Source organism: Lentzea waywayandensis (genome assembly GCF_900115955.1).
GTDB classification, from domain to species: Bacteria; Actinomycetota; Actinomycetes; order Mycobacteriales; family Pseudonocardiaceae; genus Lentzea; species Lentzea waywayandensis.
In genome coordinates this window covers 479,177-492,446 of record NZ_FOYL01000002.1, presented here as the reverse complement: position 1 = coordinate 492,446, position 13,270 = coordinate 479,177, and the positions used below count along the sequence as shown (strand labels likewise).

Here is a 13,270-nt window from a genome sequence, read left to right as displayed (position 1 = left end):
TGTCACGTGAGGACGACCGACCCGCCGCGCGGCTGGACCACAGTATTAGCGGCGCTCCGGAGTCGGCTGTTGACCGGGCGTGAGGTCTTTCGTAGCGTCGGGCCGGTCAGGAATCGTCAATCTTCCAGAACCTGATTCTCCGGTGAATGTAAGCGTTGCTCGCGAAAGATCGCGCACCGAAGGACGGCTTTGATGCGACATCAGGGCTTTGAATGCGGCCGCCAGGAACTGCCACCTCCGTGGCGTGCCTTCCAGGCAGATGACATTCCCGCCGAGATGGTGCCGATCAGTCGGTTGCGGCTCGGCGGTTCGCCGAGGACGAGTGATGTGAGTGTGGAACACATCCGCGTCCTGGCGAGGACGAACATCGCGATGCCGCCGATCATCGTGCATCGCCGCACGATGTGTGTGATCGACGGCGTGCAGCGGGTGCGAGCCGCGGAACTGAGCGCTCGCGATCACATCGAGGCGCGGTTCTTCGACGGCGACGAGAACGACGCGTTCGTGCTCGCGGTCGAGGCGAACACGGCCAACGGTCTGCCGTTGTCGGTCGCCGACCGCAAGGCGGCCGCCACGCGGATCGTCGGGACCCACCCGATGCGATCCGACCGGTGGATCGCATCGGTCAGCGGCCTGACCGCGAGCACGGTGGGCGAGATCCGCAGGCGTTCGACTGTCGAGGGCACGCGGTCGAACACCCGGATCGGCCGGGACGGCAGGCGGCGCCCGCTCGACGGTGCGGAAGGCCGCAGGCTGGCGGGCGAACTGATGCACGCCGATCCGGACCGCTCGCTGCGCGAGATCGCCAGGGCGGCGGGTATCGCGCCGTCGACCGTGCTCGACGTGCGCAACCGGATCAGCCGCGGCGAAGACCCCGTTCCCGCCAGGAAAGCCAGAGAAGAACCCGATCCCGTCGCGATCCTGCGCACCCTGTGCAAGGACCCGTCGCTGCGGCTCACCGAGGCCGGCCGGGCCCTGCTCCGGTGGCTGGACACGCACACCGTGACCGGCCAGGCGGTTCCGCCGGTGACGGACGTCCCGGCGCACTGCGTCGACGCGATCGCCGCCCTGGCACGGCACAACGCGCGGTACTGGGCGGCCTTCGGCGATCGGCTCGGCGATCACTCGGGTCAGTGAAGAAACCCCTACGACTGAATGGACTGGTTCGCTTGAGTGGATCCAACCGATGGGTTGTGCTCATCGGCTCGTTCGTCGCCTACATGTTCGACGCGCTGGAGATCATGCTGCTGTCGTTCGCGTTGCCGGCGATCCGTGCCGATCTGGGCCTGACGACCACACAGGGCGGTCTGCTCGCCACGGCGACGTTGCTCGGCATCGGGGTGAGCAGCGTGACCGTCGGCTGGCTCGCCGACAACTACGGCCGCAAGGGTGCGTTGCTGGTCTCCCTCGCGGTGTTCGGTGTGTTCACCGCGGCGATCCTGGTGGTGCCGAGTTTCGCGCTGTTCGTGGTGCTGCGTTTCCTCGCGGGCATGGGACTCGGCGGCGTCTGGGGAGTGGTGTCGACCTACGTGGTCGAGACCTGGCCGGCCGCGCAACGGGGTCGTGCCGTGGCGTTCGTGCTCAGCTCGTTCCCGATCGGCGGGGTGGTCGCCGCGCTGCTGTCGGGAGTGCTGCTCCCGGACTGGCGCCTGTTGTTCTTCCTCGGCGGCGTGGGCGTGGTGATCCCGCTGGTCATCGTCGGCGTGTTCTTCCGCGAGTCGGCCGAATGGGCCGAGCAGAAGACCACACCGGTGAAGGTGAGCGAGATCTTCGCCCCGGAACTGCGCAGGCGCACCGCACTCGGTGCGATCGTGGCCGGGCTCGCGATGTTCGGGGCCTGGGGCGCGTCCACGTGGCTGCCGACCTACCTTCAGGCCGACAAGGGCATCCCGGCCACGACGGTCGCGCTGTTCCTGACGGTGCTCAACCTCGGGATGTTCGTGGGCTACAACGTGTTCGGGCTGATCGCCGACCGGATCGGCCGCAAGAACGCGCTGATCCTGTCGCTGGCCGGCGTGGCGCTGACGTTGCCGCTGTACGTGATCGCCGCCGACCGGACGGCGTTGCTGTGGCTGGGCCCGATGTTCGCCTTCTTCGCGGCCTACGCCGGCATCTTCGGCGCGTACCTGGGGGAGTTGTTCCCGACCAGGGTGCGGACGACCGGTGCCGGGTTCTGCTTCAACATCGGACGTGGTGTGTCGGCGTTCGCTCCGCTGACGCTGGGCGTGCTGGCGGGCGGCGCGGGGTTCGGCGCGGGTCTGCTGGTGTGCGCGGGTTTCATGGCCTGTGCGGCGATCGTCATGACATTCCTGCCCGATCTGCGCAGCGTGACCACAGCGCCGGCGGCGGTGCGCGGCTAGCTCATTTTCTGCCGGCCGGATCGCTGTCACCGGTGCGCCACAGGTAGCTGCGCACCGAGAGCGACGCGGCGCGCATGGTCGCGTGGATGTGGTCGAGGTCGTCGCCGGTGAGCTCACCACGCGACCGGTCGAAGGAACGCAGCATCAACCGGGCCGCCTCCAGCAGGCACAGCACCGCGTCCAGCTGTGCGCTGGCCGGCAACCTGCTCAGGTCCTCGTGCAGGGTCTTGATCAGCGCGTCCGCCGCTGCCGGTGTCGCGGTCCCGGTATCACGTGTCAACGTTGTCACGGCCGTCCCTCACAACTGTTCCTCTGTGGACACAAAACTGGGTCTCCTCCCAGGGGTGGACGTGCCGGCTGTACTGAAATGGATGGGTGCCATGCATAACGGGCAGAACGACCTGCAGAAGTGCGAGCATTACTCGGGCTGTGCCCGAAAGCACGGCTCAGGTCCGGTGATCCCCAGTCAGGCACGCCCGAGAACGACGAGCTCCGCGGAGTGCGAAGCGCACCGGCCGATCGGCTGTCCGATGCTCAGTTCTCTCCAGGCCAGGATCCTGGAAGGTGTCGCGGCCGGATTCTCCAGCGGGCGACTGTCGCGCGAGTTGTATCTCAGTTCGAAGACCATCGATTACCACGTCCGCGTCATGTCCGACAAGCTTCAGGCACCGAATCGCGTCGCGTTGGTCTCGAGGGCGTACGTCCTCGAAATTCTGCGAAGGGATTCGTGGCCGCCGCGTGTCGCGTGTGAAACCGTGGATTGACGTGCGGTGGTCCGAGGTGGGCAGTTCGCGTGTTCGTGCGCGAACTGCGTGTCGTCAGGTGCCCTCCACGTCCACTCCCATCTCCTCGGCGATGCGGGCCGCCTCGGCCAGGAGGGTCTCCACGATCTGCGACTCCGGGACCGTGCGGATCACCTCGCCCTTCACGAAGATCTGGCCCTTGCCGTTGCCGGCGGCGACACCGATGTCGGCCTCGCGGGCCTCGCCCGGCCCGTTGACGACACAGCCCATCACCGCCACCCGCAACGGCACCGGGAACCCTTCGAGTGCGGCGGTGACCTGTTCGGCCAGGGTGTGCACGTCGACCTGGGCGCGTCCGCACGACGGGCACGACACGATGTCGAGGCCTCGTGGCCGCAGTCCCAGTGACTCCAGGATCTGCGCGCCGACCTTGACCTCTTCGACCGGCGGCGCGGACAGCGACACGCGGATGGTGTCGCCGATGCCCTCCGCCAGCAGCGCGCCGAACGCGACCGAGGACTTGATCGTGCCCTGGAAGCGTGGGCCCGCCTCGGTCACGCCGAGGTGCAACGGGTAGTCGCACCGGGCGGCGAGCTTGCGGTACGCCTCGATCATCACCACGGGATCGTTGTGCTTCACCGAGATCTTCAGGTCGGTGAAGCCGTGCTCCTCGAACAACGAGCACTCCCACAACGCCGACTCCACGAGCGCGTCCGGGGTGACGCCGCCGTGCTTGTCCAGCAGTCGCCTGTCCAGCGACCCGGCGTTCACCCCGATCCTGATGGGCACGCCCGCGTCTCCTGCCGCGCGGGCGATCGCGCCGACCTGGTCGTCGAACCGGCGGATGTTGCCGGGGTTGACCCGCACCGCGGCGCAGCCGGCGTCGATCGCGGCGAACACGTACTTGGGCTGGAAGTGGATGTCGGCGATCACCGGGATCTGCGACTTGCGGGCGATCGTCGGCAGCGCGGCCGCGTCGTCCGCCGACGGCACAGCGACCCGCACGATCTCGCAGCCGGCCGCGGTGAGCTCGGCGATCTGCTGCAACGTGGCGTCGATGTCGGTGGTCGGTGTCGTGGTCATCGACTGCACCGACACCGGCGCGTCGCCGCCGACCGCCACCGGGCCGACCATGATCTTGCGGGAGGTTCGCCGCGTGGCAACGGAAAGTTCTTCCCTGCGCGGCACGGGCATGCCCAAGGCGACGGTCGTCATCGTTCCTCCCCGGTGTGAACCGGCCAGACGTCGAGGTCGTCGATGCCCGCCGGTGCGGCGTCGAGGCCGGCCAGAAGTTCCGTCACGGCACTGGTGACGTCCTGCGCGGTCAGCCCGCAGGCGGCCAGCACCTCGGCCCTGGACCCGTGGCTCAGGAACCGCCTCGGGATGCCGAACTCCCGCAACGGGGTGTGCACGTCGGCGTCCCGCAGCGTCTGCGCGATCGCGGAACCGACACCGCCCGCACGGCTGTTGTCCTCGACCGTGATCGCGAGCCGGTGGCGGCGGGCGAGGTCGGCGATCGCGGGGTTGACCGGGGTGACCCATCTCGGGTCGACCACCGTCACCCCGATGCCCTGTGCCCGCACGCCGTCGGCGACCGCGAGCGCGAGCCCCGCCAGCGCGCCGACCGCGACGATCAGCACGTCCAGCGAGCCGGAGCGGCGCAGCACGTCCAGCCCGTTGAACGTGGCCATGGCGGGAACGTCGTCACCGGCGGGGCCTTTGGGGAACCGCAACAGCGTCGGACCTTCGTGCCACGCCACCGCTTCCGCCAGCAGCTCGGCCAGCCGGGTGCCGTCCCGCGGCGCCGCGATCCGCAGCCCCGGCACCACCTGGAGCACCGACAGGTCCCACATGCCGTTGTGGCTCGGCCCGTCGTCGCCGGTCACCCCGGACCGGTCGAGGACGAACGTCACCGGGCGGCGGTGCAGCGCGACGTCCATCAGCAGCTGGTCGAGCGCGCGGTTGACGAACGTGGAGTAGATGGCCACCACCGGGTGCACGCCGCCCAGGGACAGCCCGGCGGCCATGGTGACCGCGTGCTGCTCGGCGATGCCCACGTCGATCACTCGGCCCGGAAACCGTTGCTGCAACGGCAGAAGCCCGGTCGGCTCGGCCATCGCGGCCGTGATCGCCACCAGGTCCTCGCGTTGCTCGGCCAGTTCGACGAGCTTCTCGCTGAACACCGACGTGAACGACGGCGGCGAGGACTTGAGCGCCTTGCCGGTGAGCGGGTCCATCGGTTTGACGGCGTGGCCGAGATCGAGGTCGTTGCTCTCGGTGTGCTCGAAACCCTTGCCCTTGGCGGTGATCACGTGCACCACCACCGGCCGGCCCAGCGCGGACGCGTGGCGCAGGGCGTCCTGGACGGCGGTGACGTCGTGGCCGTCGACCGGCCCGTGATAGGAGAGACCGAGCTGCTCGAACACGCCGGGCCCGCGTCCGGCCCGCAACGAGGCCAGGTGCTCGGCCAGCCCGCCGACCGTCGGCGCGTAGGAGCGACCGTTGTCGTTGAGCACGATGACGAGCGGCCGGTCCGGCCCGCCCGCGATGTTGTTGAGCGCCTCCCAGGCCATGCCGCCGGTCATCGCGCCGTCGCCGATGATCGCGACGACCGCCCGGTCACGGCGGCCGAGGTGGGCGTCCGCCCGCGCCAGTCCGTCCGCATAGGACAGTGCGGTCGAGGCGTGCGAGTTCTCCACCAGGTCGTGCTCGGACTCCTCCTGGCACGGATAGCCGGAGACGCCGCCGGACCTGCGCAGCCGGTCGAACCCGGCCTGCCGTCCGGTGAGGATCTTGTGCACGTAGGACTGGTGGCCGGTGTCCCACAGCAGCCGGTCGCGCGGGGAGTCGAAGACGGTGTGCAGCGCGATGGTCAGCTCCACCACGCCGAGGTTGGGTCCGAGGTGGCCTCCGGAGGCGGAGACCCGCTCGATCAGGAACGCGCGGATCTCCGCGGCGAGGTCGCGGAGCTCTCCGGCGGTCAGCTCACGCAGCCGTGCCGGGTCGCGCACGGTTTCCAGCAGCGCCATGTCGAACAGTGCTCCTCATCAGCGACGGTGGTTGCCCGGTCTCGATCGGTCACGGCACGTCCGCCACTCCGGTCAGCCGCGCGGGCGGGGAGAACACGACGTCCTCGGTCGCCACCCGGTGCACGGCGACGTCCGCGTGACCCAGTTCGGCGAGCCGGTCGAGAAGTTCGTCGACGAGGATCTCCGGCGCGCTCGCCCCGGCGCTCACCCCGACCGTCGTCACACCGGCCAGCCACGCGGGGTCGAAGTGGGACACGTCCGGGACGAGTTCCGCTGTGGCACCAAGCCTTCTGGCCACCTCGACCATCCGGATCGAGTTGCTGGAGTTCGTCGAACCGACCACCAGCACCAGGTCGCACCGGTCCACGATGGCCCTGATGCCGTCCTGGCGGTTCTGGCTGGCGTAACAGATGTCGTCGGTGGCGGGCCCGCGCAGGTCGGTGAACCTGCGCTGGAGCACGGCGATGATGTCCCTGGTCTCGTCCACCGAGAGCGTGGTCTGGGTGAGGTAGGCGACCGGTGCGTCGGCGGGAAGGTCCAGCGCCTCCGCGTCGGCGACCGTCTCGACGATGATCGTCTGGTCGGGAGCGTGCCCGAAGGTGCCCTCGACCTCCTCGTGGTCCGCGTGCCCGACCAGCAGCAACGTCCGCCCGTCCCGGGCGAAGCGGCGGGCCTCCTGGTGCACCTTGGCCACCAGGGGACAGGTCGCGTCGAGCACGTCCAGCCCGCGCGCGTCCGCGTTCTGCCGCACCTGCGGGGAGACACCGTGCGCGGAGAAGACGCACACCGCGCCCTCCGGCACCTCCTGCTCGGAGTCGACGAACACGACACCCCGCTGCTGGAATCCGCGCACCACGTAGTGGTTGTGCACGATCTCCTTGCGGACGTAGATCGGCGCGCCGTGTTGTTCCAGCGCGAGGTCGATGATGGCAATGGCCCGGCGCACGCCGGCGCACAAACTCCGCGGTTCGGCCAGCAGGACCTGCTTACCGCCACTCATTCCCACTCCGTTCCGTGCCATGACGTCCGCGTCGGAACGCCTGGCTTCGCGTTGCCGAACAGGGCATCCACGCCGGTCGGTAGAAACCGAGTCCTTCTCGGGAAGGCTGGTCCGCCGCGGGGTGCCGGCTCAATAGCCGGACTCGAACACGGCATTGGTGTCGCGCAGCAGCCACCAATCCGCAGAATAGTGCAGTTCAGGCTTTACGCCGTGCCCTTTGGGGTTTTTCCTAAAGTCGAACATGCGCAGGCCACGTCGTTGACACGACCAGGGGCGTCCCTCCAGGATGGAATCCGATAGCTGCCACTCGATTTCGCGGCGGCTCTGCGTTTCGAATCCTGGCCACATCACGGCGGGCACCGCGCAACGACCGCACCAGGCCGTTCATCAACGTCGTCGACATCCGAGCCCTGGAGAAGTGACCGTGTCAAACATTTCAAGTTCACCTCTGGCAGCGCTGGACCCTCAGGACGAGGTAAGGGTGGTCGGCCAGTACTACGACGACAAAACAGCCAAGCTGGTGCGCAAATACGGGCCCGGCCCCAGGATTCACTATCACGTCGGGTACTACCCCTCCTCCGAAGCGCCACCGCCCGGCAACGACGCGGACGCCATTCGCGGCAGCATTCGGCTCCATCAGGAGGGCCTGCTGCGGTACGCGGCCAAGATCTGGGGCGCCGAACACCGGCTGTCCGGGAAGGTCCTGGACGTCGGCTGCGGCCTCGGCGGAGGCTCGCTCTTCTGGGCCCAGGAATACGGCGCCGACGTCACGTCGGTCACCAACGCGCCGGAACACGCGCCGGTCGTCAACGGGTTCGCGCGGGAATGCGGTCTGGGCGGCAAGGTCCGGACGCTGGTCTGCGACGCGAATCGCCTCACCGTGGACGACGGCCCCTACGACGCGGCGGTCGCGATCGAGAGCAGCGGGTACTTCAACCGCCCTCAGTGGTTCGAGCGGCTGTCGCACGTGCTCCGGCCGGGCGCGAGCGTGTGCGTCGAGGAAGTGTTCCTGACTCGCCCTCACGGAGCCGATGTGTGGGCCGAGTACTTCTACACGAAACCGGCCACGGTGCGCGACTACGCGGAAGCCGCGGAGGCCGCGGGTTTCGAGCTGGTCGACGAGGTCGACGCCACCGCGGAGACCGCGCCGTTCTGGGAGGAGAGCGCCGCCTGGACGAAGGCGGTGCTGGACAACGACAGCGGCCTTTCGGCAGTGGAGCGCAGGCAGCTCAGGATCTCTCTGCTGGCGAACCAGGCGCAGGGCGCTGAATGGCGAGCAGGGGGCTTGCAGCTGGGTTTCCTGCGCTTCGAGAAGAAGTGAGCGGCTCACCATCGCGCAGGCGCTCGGCCGGGGAGTCCCGGCCGGGCGCCTGCGCGATCAGCTGTTGAGCCGACTTCCCGCCACCCTCACAACAACTACGGAGATCCGAATGACGATCGAGCAGTCTCCCGCTCCCAGCGACGTCGCCGACGTGTACGACGGGATCGGTCAGATCTACGGTTCCGCGTGGGGCCCCAACTACCACTACGGGTACTGGGACGACGACGCCGACGACAGCTCCATCGAGGTGGCCACGGACCGCCTGACCGACATGATGATCGCGGGCCTCGGCGCGCAGGCCGGCCAGCGGGTCCTCGACGTCGGCTGCGGCATCGGCCACCCCGCGCTGCGGCTCGTCCGCACCTCCGGCGTGAACGTGGTGGGCATCTCCGTCAGTCACGTCCAGGTGGCGCAGGCCAACGAGCTCGCGGCCGCGGCCGGGCTCGGCGACAAGGCCACGTTCCAGTTCACGGACGCGATGGACATGTCCTTCCCCGACGGCTCGTTCGACGCGGCCTGGGCGTTCGAGTCGATGTGGCACATGCCCGACCGCGGTCAGGTGCTCTCCGAGATCGCTCGCGTCCTGCGCCCCGGCGGCCGCCTCGCCATCGTCGACGTCATCGAGCGCGGCCCGGTCAGCCCTGAGGGACGCAAGGTCCTGGACCACGTCTGCGAGAACTACGCGGTGAAGTCCCTGGGCACTGTGGACGAGTACGAGAAGGCGTTGGCCGCCAACGGTTTCGTCGATGCGGAGATCCGCGACATCAGCGCCAACTGCAATCGCACCCTCGCGGTCATGGCCGACGCCGTGGAGACCAAACGCGACGAGCTGGTCGCTCTGGTCGGCGAGGAACAGGCCGACTCGCTGCTCGCCTTCATGCGCCTGTCCGCGGTCACGCCGGAGCAGGGCTACCTCTACCTGACCGCCGTCCGCGCCTGATCCCGCACACTCCTCGGCCTGCGCCACGACGTGGCGCAGGCCGAGGCCGTTCTCACTGCCGTACCCGCAGTTCGGTCAACGCCCGCAGCGGGAACACCGGCCGGTGCCGTGGTGGCAGTCCCGGCGCCAGGGTCAGACCCGGCATCCTGGCGGCGAGGGCCTGCACCGCGATCTCCAGCTCCGCGCGGGCGAACCCGGCTCCGAGGCAGAAGTGGATGCCGTGCCCGAACGCGAGGTGCGTGGCGGACTTGCTGCCCGGGCTGAACGCCGCCGGACACGCGTGGGCGCGACTGTCCCGGCCGGCCGCTCCGTACAGCAGGAGCAGCCTGCTTCCCTCGGCCAGGTGGACGTCGCCGACCACCACGTCACGCGTCGCGGTCCGGTACATGCCCGCCAGCGGACTGTCGAACCGCAAGCCCTCCTCGACGAGGTCGCGGGTGGCGATCGTCCCGTCGACGACCTCGGCCCAGCCGCCGAGGGACCGGAGCTGCTGGTACGTGATCGTGCCCAGCGCCTCGGCACAGGTCATGTGTCCGGCGAAGATCAGGGTGGGGATCTGGACGGCGACCTGGTCGGCCGTGAGCGTGTTGCCCGCCTTGCCGTCGTGGAGCAGCTCGCTGATCAGGTCGTCCCGCGGTGAGGCCAGCCGGTCCTGCGCGATCGAACGGGCGAACGCGCCGAACTCCATCAGCCCGCGGGCGTGTTCGCGCAGCAGGTCGGGATCGGTGTCGCTCTGCAACATCATGAGCTCGATGCGCTGCTCGGACCACAGACGGCACCGGTCGAGGTACTCGTCCGGGACCCCGAGACGCCGGCACATCACCTCGAGGGCGTACGGCACGGCGAACGCGGCGATGAAGTCGAACTCCTCCTCCGCCGCGGCACGCTCGGCGAGGTCGGTCGCGATCGCCCGCATCGTGGGTTCGAACGCCCTGACCCTGGCCGGCGTGAACCCGGTGTTGAGCACTTCCCTGATCTTGGCGTGCTCGGGAGGGTCGAGTGAGCCGACGGCCACGGCACCGGCGCCGCGCCAGGTCTTGAACATCCTGCTCACGTCCTCGGGCAGCGCGACCTTGGGACGAGGGTTGTGGTCGCGTGCCGAGAAGCTCCGGTCGTCCTTCAGCACGGCGAGCATGTCCTCGCGCCGGGTGACGCACCACGCGTCGAGCAGAGGGGCGTAGAACACCGGCTCCGCGTCTCCGACGTCGGCCAGGAATGCGTACGGGTCGTCGCGATGTGCGCCATAGGGGTCGAACGGCCTGCCTTCGAGCAATTTCCCAGAATCGGCCGTTGTAGCCATTTCGCCTCTCAAGCTTTCAGTGAACCGGTTCGGCGATCTCGGTGCGGCCGGCCTGGTCGTGGCGCGGCATTGGCGCCGCCCAGCAGCCACCAATCCACAGAATAGTCCAATCCGGGTTGTACGCCGCCGCGTTTGGGGTTTTTCCTAAAGTCGAACATGCTCACGCCGCGTCGTTGACACGGCGGGGAGAGCTCGTTCAGGATGCTGGTTGGAACTGTTGCTCAAATTCCTGAGCGTCACTCGAGATTCGGTGACGAGTTTTCGGTGTTCAATTCACGAACGCCCCGTGCGTAGGTCTGACCAGGAATCGGGAAGGCGTGCGACCACCGGAGGAGAATCCCGATGAGCACACTCGACACCTCGTCGACCGGGCTTGCAGCCCTCCTGTCACCGGGGACGGTGCGGTCCACGGTGTTGCCCGTCGTGCGGCAGCAGGTCTCCGCGCTGGAGCCGACCCTCGCCAGGGTCTGCTCCTATCACCTCGGCTTCACCGACGAACACGGTGACCTCAGTGGTGCGGCGAACGGCAAGCTGACCCGCGCCGCCCTCATGACGGCGGCGGCGCAGGGGGTCGGCCTGCGGCCGGAGGACGTCCGGTCCCAGGCGGCGGCACTGGAGCTGCTGCACAACTCGACCCTGATCCACGACGACATCATCGACGCGGACGAGCTGCGGCGCGGTCGTCCAGCGGCCTGGAAGGTGTTCGGCGCCAGCCTGGCCATCCTGGCCGGGGACGCGTTGCAGGCTCTCAGTCTGCAGATGGTCGTCGACGACCCCGGCCCCGGCCGCGCGGAGATCTCCTGCGCGTTCGCCGAGGCCAACCGCCTGGTTCTCGCTGGCCAGTCCCGCGAGTTCACCGTCCGGCTGGGTTCCGGCGCCGGCATCGCGGAGTACGACCGGATCGTCGAGGAGAAGACGTCCGCGCTGTTGCAGTGCGCACTGGTGACTCCCGCACTGCGGGCGGGCAGCCCGGAGCACGTCCTGGCCGCCCTGCGCGGTGCGGGCAGGCATCTGGGCCTCGCCTTCCAGATCTTCAACGACGTCGAGGACATCTGGGGCGATCCCGCGGTGACCGGCAAGCCCGTCCGGGGCGACATCGAGCGACGCAACCCGTCTCTGCCGGTGCTGGCGGCGCTGTCCGCCGGCGGCCCGGCCGGCGAGCGGCTGCGCGGACTGTGGCAGGCCGGCGGCACCACGGCGGCGCACCTCCAGGAGATCGCCGACCTCACCGAGGAGGCCGGCGGCCGGCACACGGCCGAGCAGCGGTCCCGCGACCATCTCGACTCCGCTCTGGAGCACCTCGGACGAGCCGGGCTGACCCCGGCCGCGTCCGCCGAACTGACCGCCCTGTTCGACCGCATCGTCAACCGCACGGCATGACCCGTGACTCCCGGAGGTCGTCAGTGAGTACCCCGGTTCAACTGCCTTTCGAGCAGGCGAACGTGCTGCACCTCGCGCCAGGGCTGCGCGCGCTCCAAACCCGGGGCGCGGTCCACCGGGTCCGTACTCCCGAGGGCGGCGAGGCGTGGCTGGTCACCGGTCATGCCGAGGTGCGGCAGTTGCTCGACGACGACCGGCTGAGCCGCAACAACCCCGATCCGGCGGCGAAGGACAGCGGGTCGGCACTGCTCGCCAGTCTGCTGGGCGGCTTCGCCACGGACCACGGCCGGTTGCGTGCGTTGCTGGAGCCGCACTTCTCACCCGAGCGGATGGCGGAGCTGCGACCGTACGTGGAGAAGGTCACCGGGCAGCTCCTGGACCAGCTGGCAGAGCGGAAGCCGCCGGTCGACCTGCGCGAGACGGTGGCGCTGTCGCTGCCGATCCAGGTGATGTGCGAGTGGCTGGGCGTGCCGCAGGAGGACAAGGACCGGTTCGGCGGCTGGACCCAGGACGCCGCGAACGTCGGGGACCCGGTGAGGTCCAAGCAGGGCCTGGGCGGACTTTTCGGCTACTGCAAGCAACTCGTGGCTGACAAGCGGGCGAACCCCGGCGACGACGCGATCTCCAGGATCTGCGCGACCGAGGGGATCACCGACGACGAGGTCCTCGGGCTGACGGCGTTGTTGCTGTTCGGCGGTTATGAGACCACGGTCGCCCGGATCGGCACCTGCGCGGTGCTGCTGTTGTCCGACCCGGAACAGTGGCAGGCGTTGGTGGACGACCCGAGCCTCGTGCCCGGCGCCGTCGAGGAGACCCTGCGGAGGTCGATGCCGAACCCGCACAACGGCGGCATGCCCCGGTACGCGGTGACGGACTTCGAGATCGACGGGGCCGCCATCAGGACCGGTGACTTCGTGCTGCTGAACGTCATCGCGGCCAACCACGACGAGGCGGCCTTCGCAGATCCGGACCGGGTCGACATCACGCGTGACACCGCGGGCAGCCTCGCGTTCGGTCACGGCGCATACAACTGCGTGGGTGCGGCGCTGGCGCGGATGCAGTTGCAGGTGGTGCTCACCCAGCTCGTCACGCGGTTCCCGGCCCTGCGCCTGGCCGCCGGCGTGGACGAGCTGAGGCTGCGCCACGACACGTTGATCGGCGGGTTGGTCCAGCTTCCGGTGCGATGGTGATGGGATC

Annotated in this window: 13 protein-coding genes; 7 read left to right on the top strand and 6 right to left on the bottom strand. The window is 69.1% G+C overall.

What is annotated here, in order from left to right; all coding sequences use genetic code 11:
- Positions 1-327: 327 nt before the first annotated feature.
- Both BM417_RS07150 and BM417_RS07145 read left to right on the top strand, forming a co-directional pair.
- Entirely contained in the window at positions 328-1,137 is an 810-nt protein-coding gene (locus BM417_RS07150) for a streptomycin biosynthesis protein (RefSeq protein ID WP_245821752.1), read from the top strand.
- Positions 1,138-1,169: 32 nt separating this feature from the next.
- Positions 1,170-2,360: an MFS transporter gene (locus BM417_RS07145; protein WP_218164379.1), complete on the top strand. Its 1,191-nt coding sequence runs from the start codon at positions 1,170-1,172 to the stop codon at positions 2,358-2,360.
- A 1-nt stretch (position 2,361) separates the two neighbouring features.
- On the opposite strand, the gene BM417_RS07140 is transcribed toward BM417_RS07145, so the two are convergent.
- Positions 2,362-2,649, bottom strand: a complete 288-nt coding sequence (locus BM417_RS07140) for a hypothetical protein (protein WP_093589002.1) — start codon at positions 2,647-2,649, stop codon at positions 2,362-2,364.
- An 82-nt stretch (positions 2,650-2,731) separates the two neighbouring features.
- On the opposite strand from BM417_RS07140, the gene BM417_RS50245 reads away from it, so the two are divergent.
- The gene (locus BM417_RS50245; RefSeq protein WP_407656132.1) at positions 2,732-3,124 is read left to right on the top strand and encodes a LuxR C-terminal-related transcriptional regulator; all 393 of its coding nucleotides are present in this window, start codon (positions 2,732-2,734) and stop codon (positions 3,122-3,124) included.
- Positions 3,125-3,178: 54 nt separating this feature from the next.
- Here the strand turns inward: BM417_RS50245 and ispG are convergent, their stop codons facing one another.
- The 4 genes from ispG to BM417_RS46675 form a co-directional block, all read right to left on the bottom strand.
- Positions 3,179-4,318, bottom strand: a complete 1,140-nt coding sequence (gene ispG / locus BM417_RS07130; protein WP_093589000.1) for a flavodoxin-dependent (E)-4-hydroxy-3-methylbut-2-enyl-diphosphate synthase — start codon at positions 4,316-4,318, stop codon at positions 3,179-3,181.
- Positions 4,315-6,132, bottom strand: coding sequence for a 1-deoxy-D-xylulose-5-phosphate synthase (locus tag BM417_RS07125; RefSeq protein ID WP_093588999.1), 1,818 nt, complete (start codon positions 6,130-6,132; stop codon positions 4,315-4,317). Before BM417_RS07125 ends, ispG begins: the two co-directional genes overlap by 4 nt.
- A 49-nt stretch (positions 6,133-6,181) precedes the next feature.
- Positions 6,182-7,132: a 4-hydroxy-3-methylbut-2-enyl diphosphate reductase gene (gene ispH / locus BM417_RS07120; RefSeq protein ID WP_093588997.1), complete on the bottom strand. Its 951-nt coding sequence runs from the start codon at positions 7,130-7,132 to the stop codon at positions 6,182-6,184.
- Between the two features lie 129 nt (positions 7,133-7,261).
- Positions 7,262-7,483: a hypothetical protein gene (locus tag BM417_RS46675; protein WP_143138546.1), complete on the bottom strand. Its 222-nt coding sequence runs from the start codon at positions 7,481-7,483 to the stop codon at positions 7,262-7,264.
- A gap of 130 nt (positions 7,484-7,613) precedes the next feature.
- Between BM417_RS46675 and BM417_RS07115 the strand changes: the two genes are divergently transcribed.
- Together BM417_RS07115 and BM417_RS07110 are read left to right on the top strand one after the other, a co-directional pair.
- On the top strand, positions 7,614-8,453 hold the full coding sequence (locus BM417_RS07115) for an SAM-dependent methyltransferase (protein WP_245821751.1): 840 nt from the start codon (positions 7,614-7,616) through the stop codon (positions 8,451-8,453).
- A 109-nt stretch (positions 8,454-8,562) separates the two neighbouring features.
- Entirely contained in the window at positions 8,563-9,393 is an 831-nt protein-coding gene (locus tag BM417_RS07110) for a methyltransferase domain-containing protein (protein ID WP_093588995.1), read from the top strand.
- A gap of 52 nt (positions 9,394-9,445) precedes the next feature.
- On the opposite strand, the gene BM417_RS07105 is transcribed toward BM417_RS07110, so the two are convergent.
- Entirely contained in the window at positions 9,446-10,666 is a 1,221-nt protein-coding gene (locus BM417_RS07105; RefSeq protein ID WP_245821750.1) for a cytochrome P450, read from the bottom strand.
- 369 nt (positions 10,667-11,035) lie between these two features.
- Here BM417_RS07105 and BM417_RS07100 point away from each other — a divergent pair, with 369 nt between their 5' ends.
- Positions 11,036-12,073 (top strand): polyprenyl synthetase family protein, encoded by a 1,038-nt coding sequence (locus BM417_RS07100; protein ID WP_218164376.1) that lies wholly within the window; start codon positions 11,036-11,038, stop codon positions 12,071-12,073.
- A gap of 23 nt (positions 12,074-12,096) precedes the next feature.
- Positions 12,097-13,263 (top strand): cytochrome P450, encoded by a 1,167-nt coding sequence (locus BM417_RS07095; RefSeq protein WP_093588991.1) that lies wholly within the window; start codon positions 12,097-12,099, stop codon positions 13,261-13,263.
- Positions 13,264-13,270 lie beyond the last annotated feature (7 nt).

What these genes read in the sequence shown, in the direction of transcription:
- BM417_RS50245 (WP_407656132.1), top strand. Translation starts at nt 2,732, where the DNA reads ATGGGTGCCATGCATAACGGGCAGAACGACCTGCAGAAGTGCGAGCAT.
- ispG (WP_093589000.1), bottom strand. Translation starts at nt 4,318, where the DNA reads ATGACGACCGTCGCCTTGGGCATGCCCGTGCCGCGCAGGGAAGAACTT.
- BM417_RS07125 (WP_093588999.1), bottom strand. Translation starts at nt 6,132, where the DNA reads ATGGCGCTGCTGGAAACCGTGCGCGACCCGGCACGGCTGCGTGAGCTG.
- ispH (WP_093588997.1), bottom strand. Translation starts at nt 7,132, where the DNA reads ATGAGTGGCGGTAAGCAGGTCCTGCTGGCCGAACCGCGGAGTTTGTGC.
- BM417_RS07110 (WP_093588995.1), top strand. Translation starts at nt 8,563, where the DNA reads ATGACGATCGAGCAGTCTCCCGCTCCCAGCGACGTCGCCGACGTGTAC.
- BM417_RS07100 (WP_218164376.1), top strand. Translation starts at nt 11,036, where the DNA reads ATGAGCACACTCGACACCTCGTCGACCGGGCTTGCAGCCCTCCTGTCA.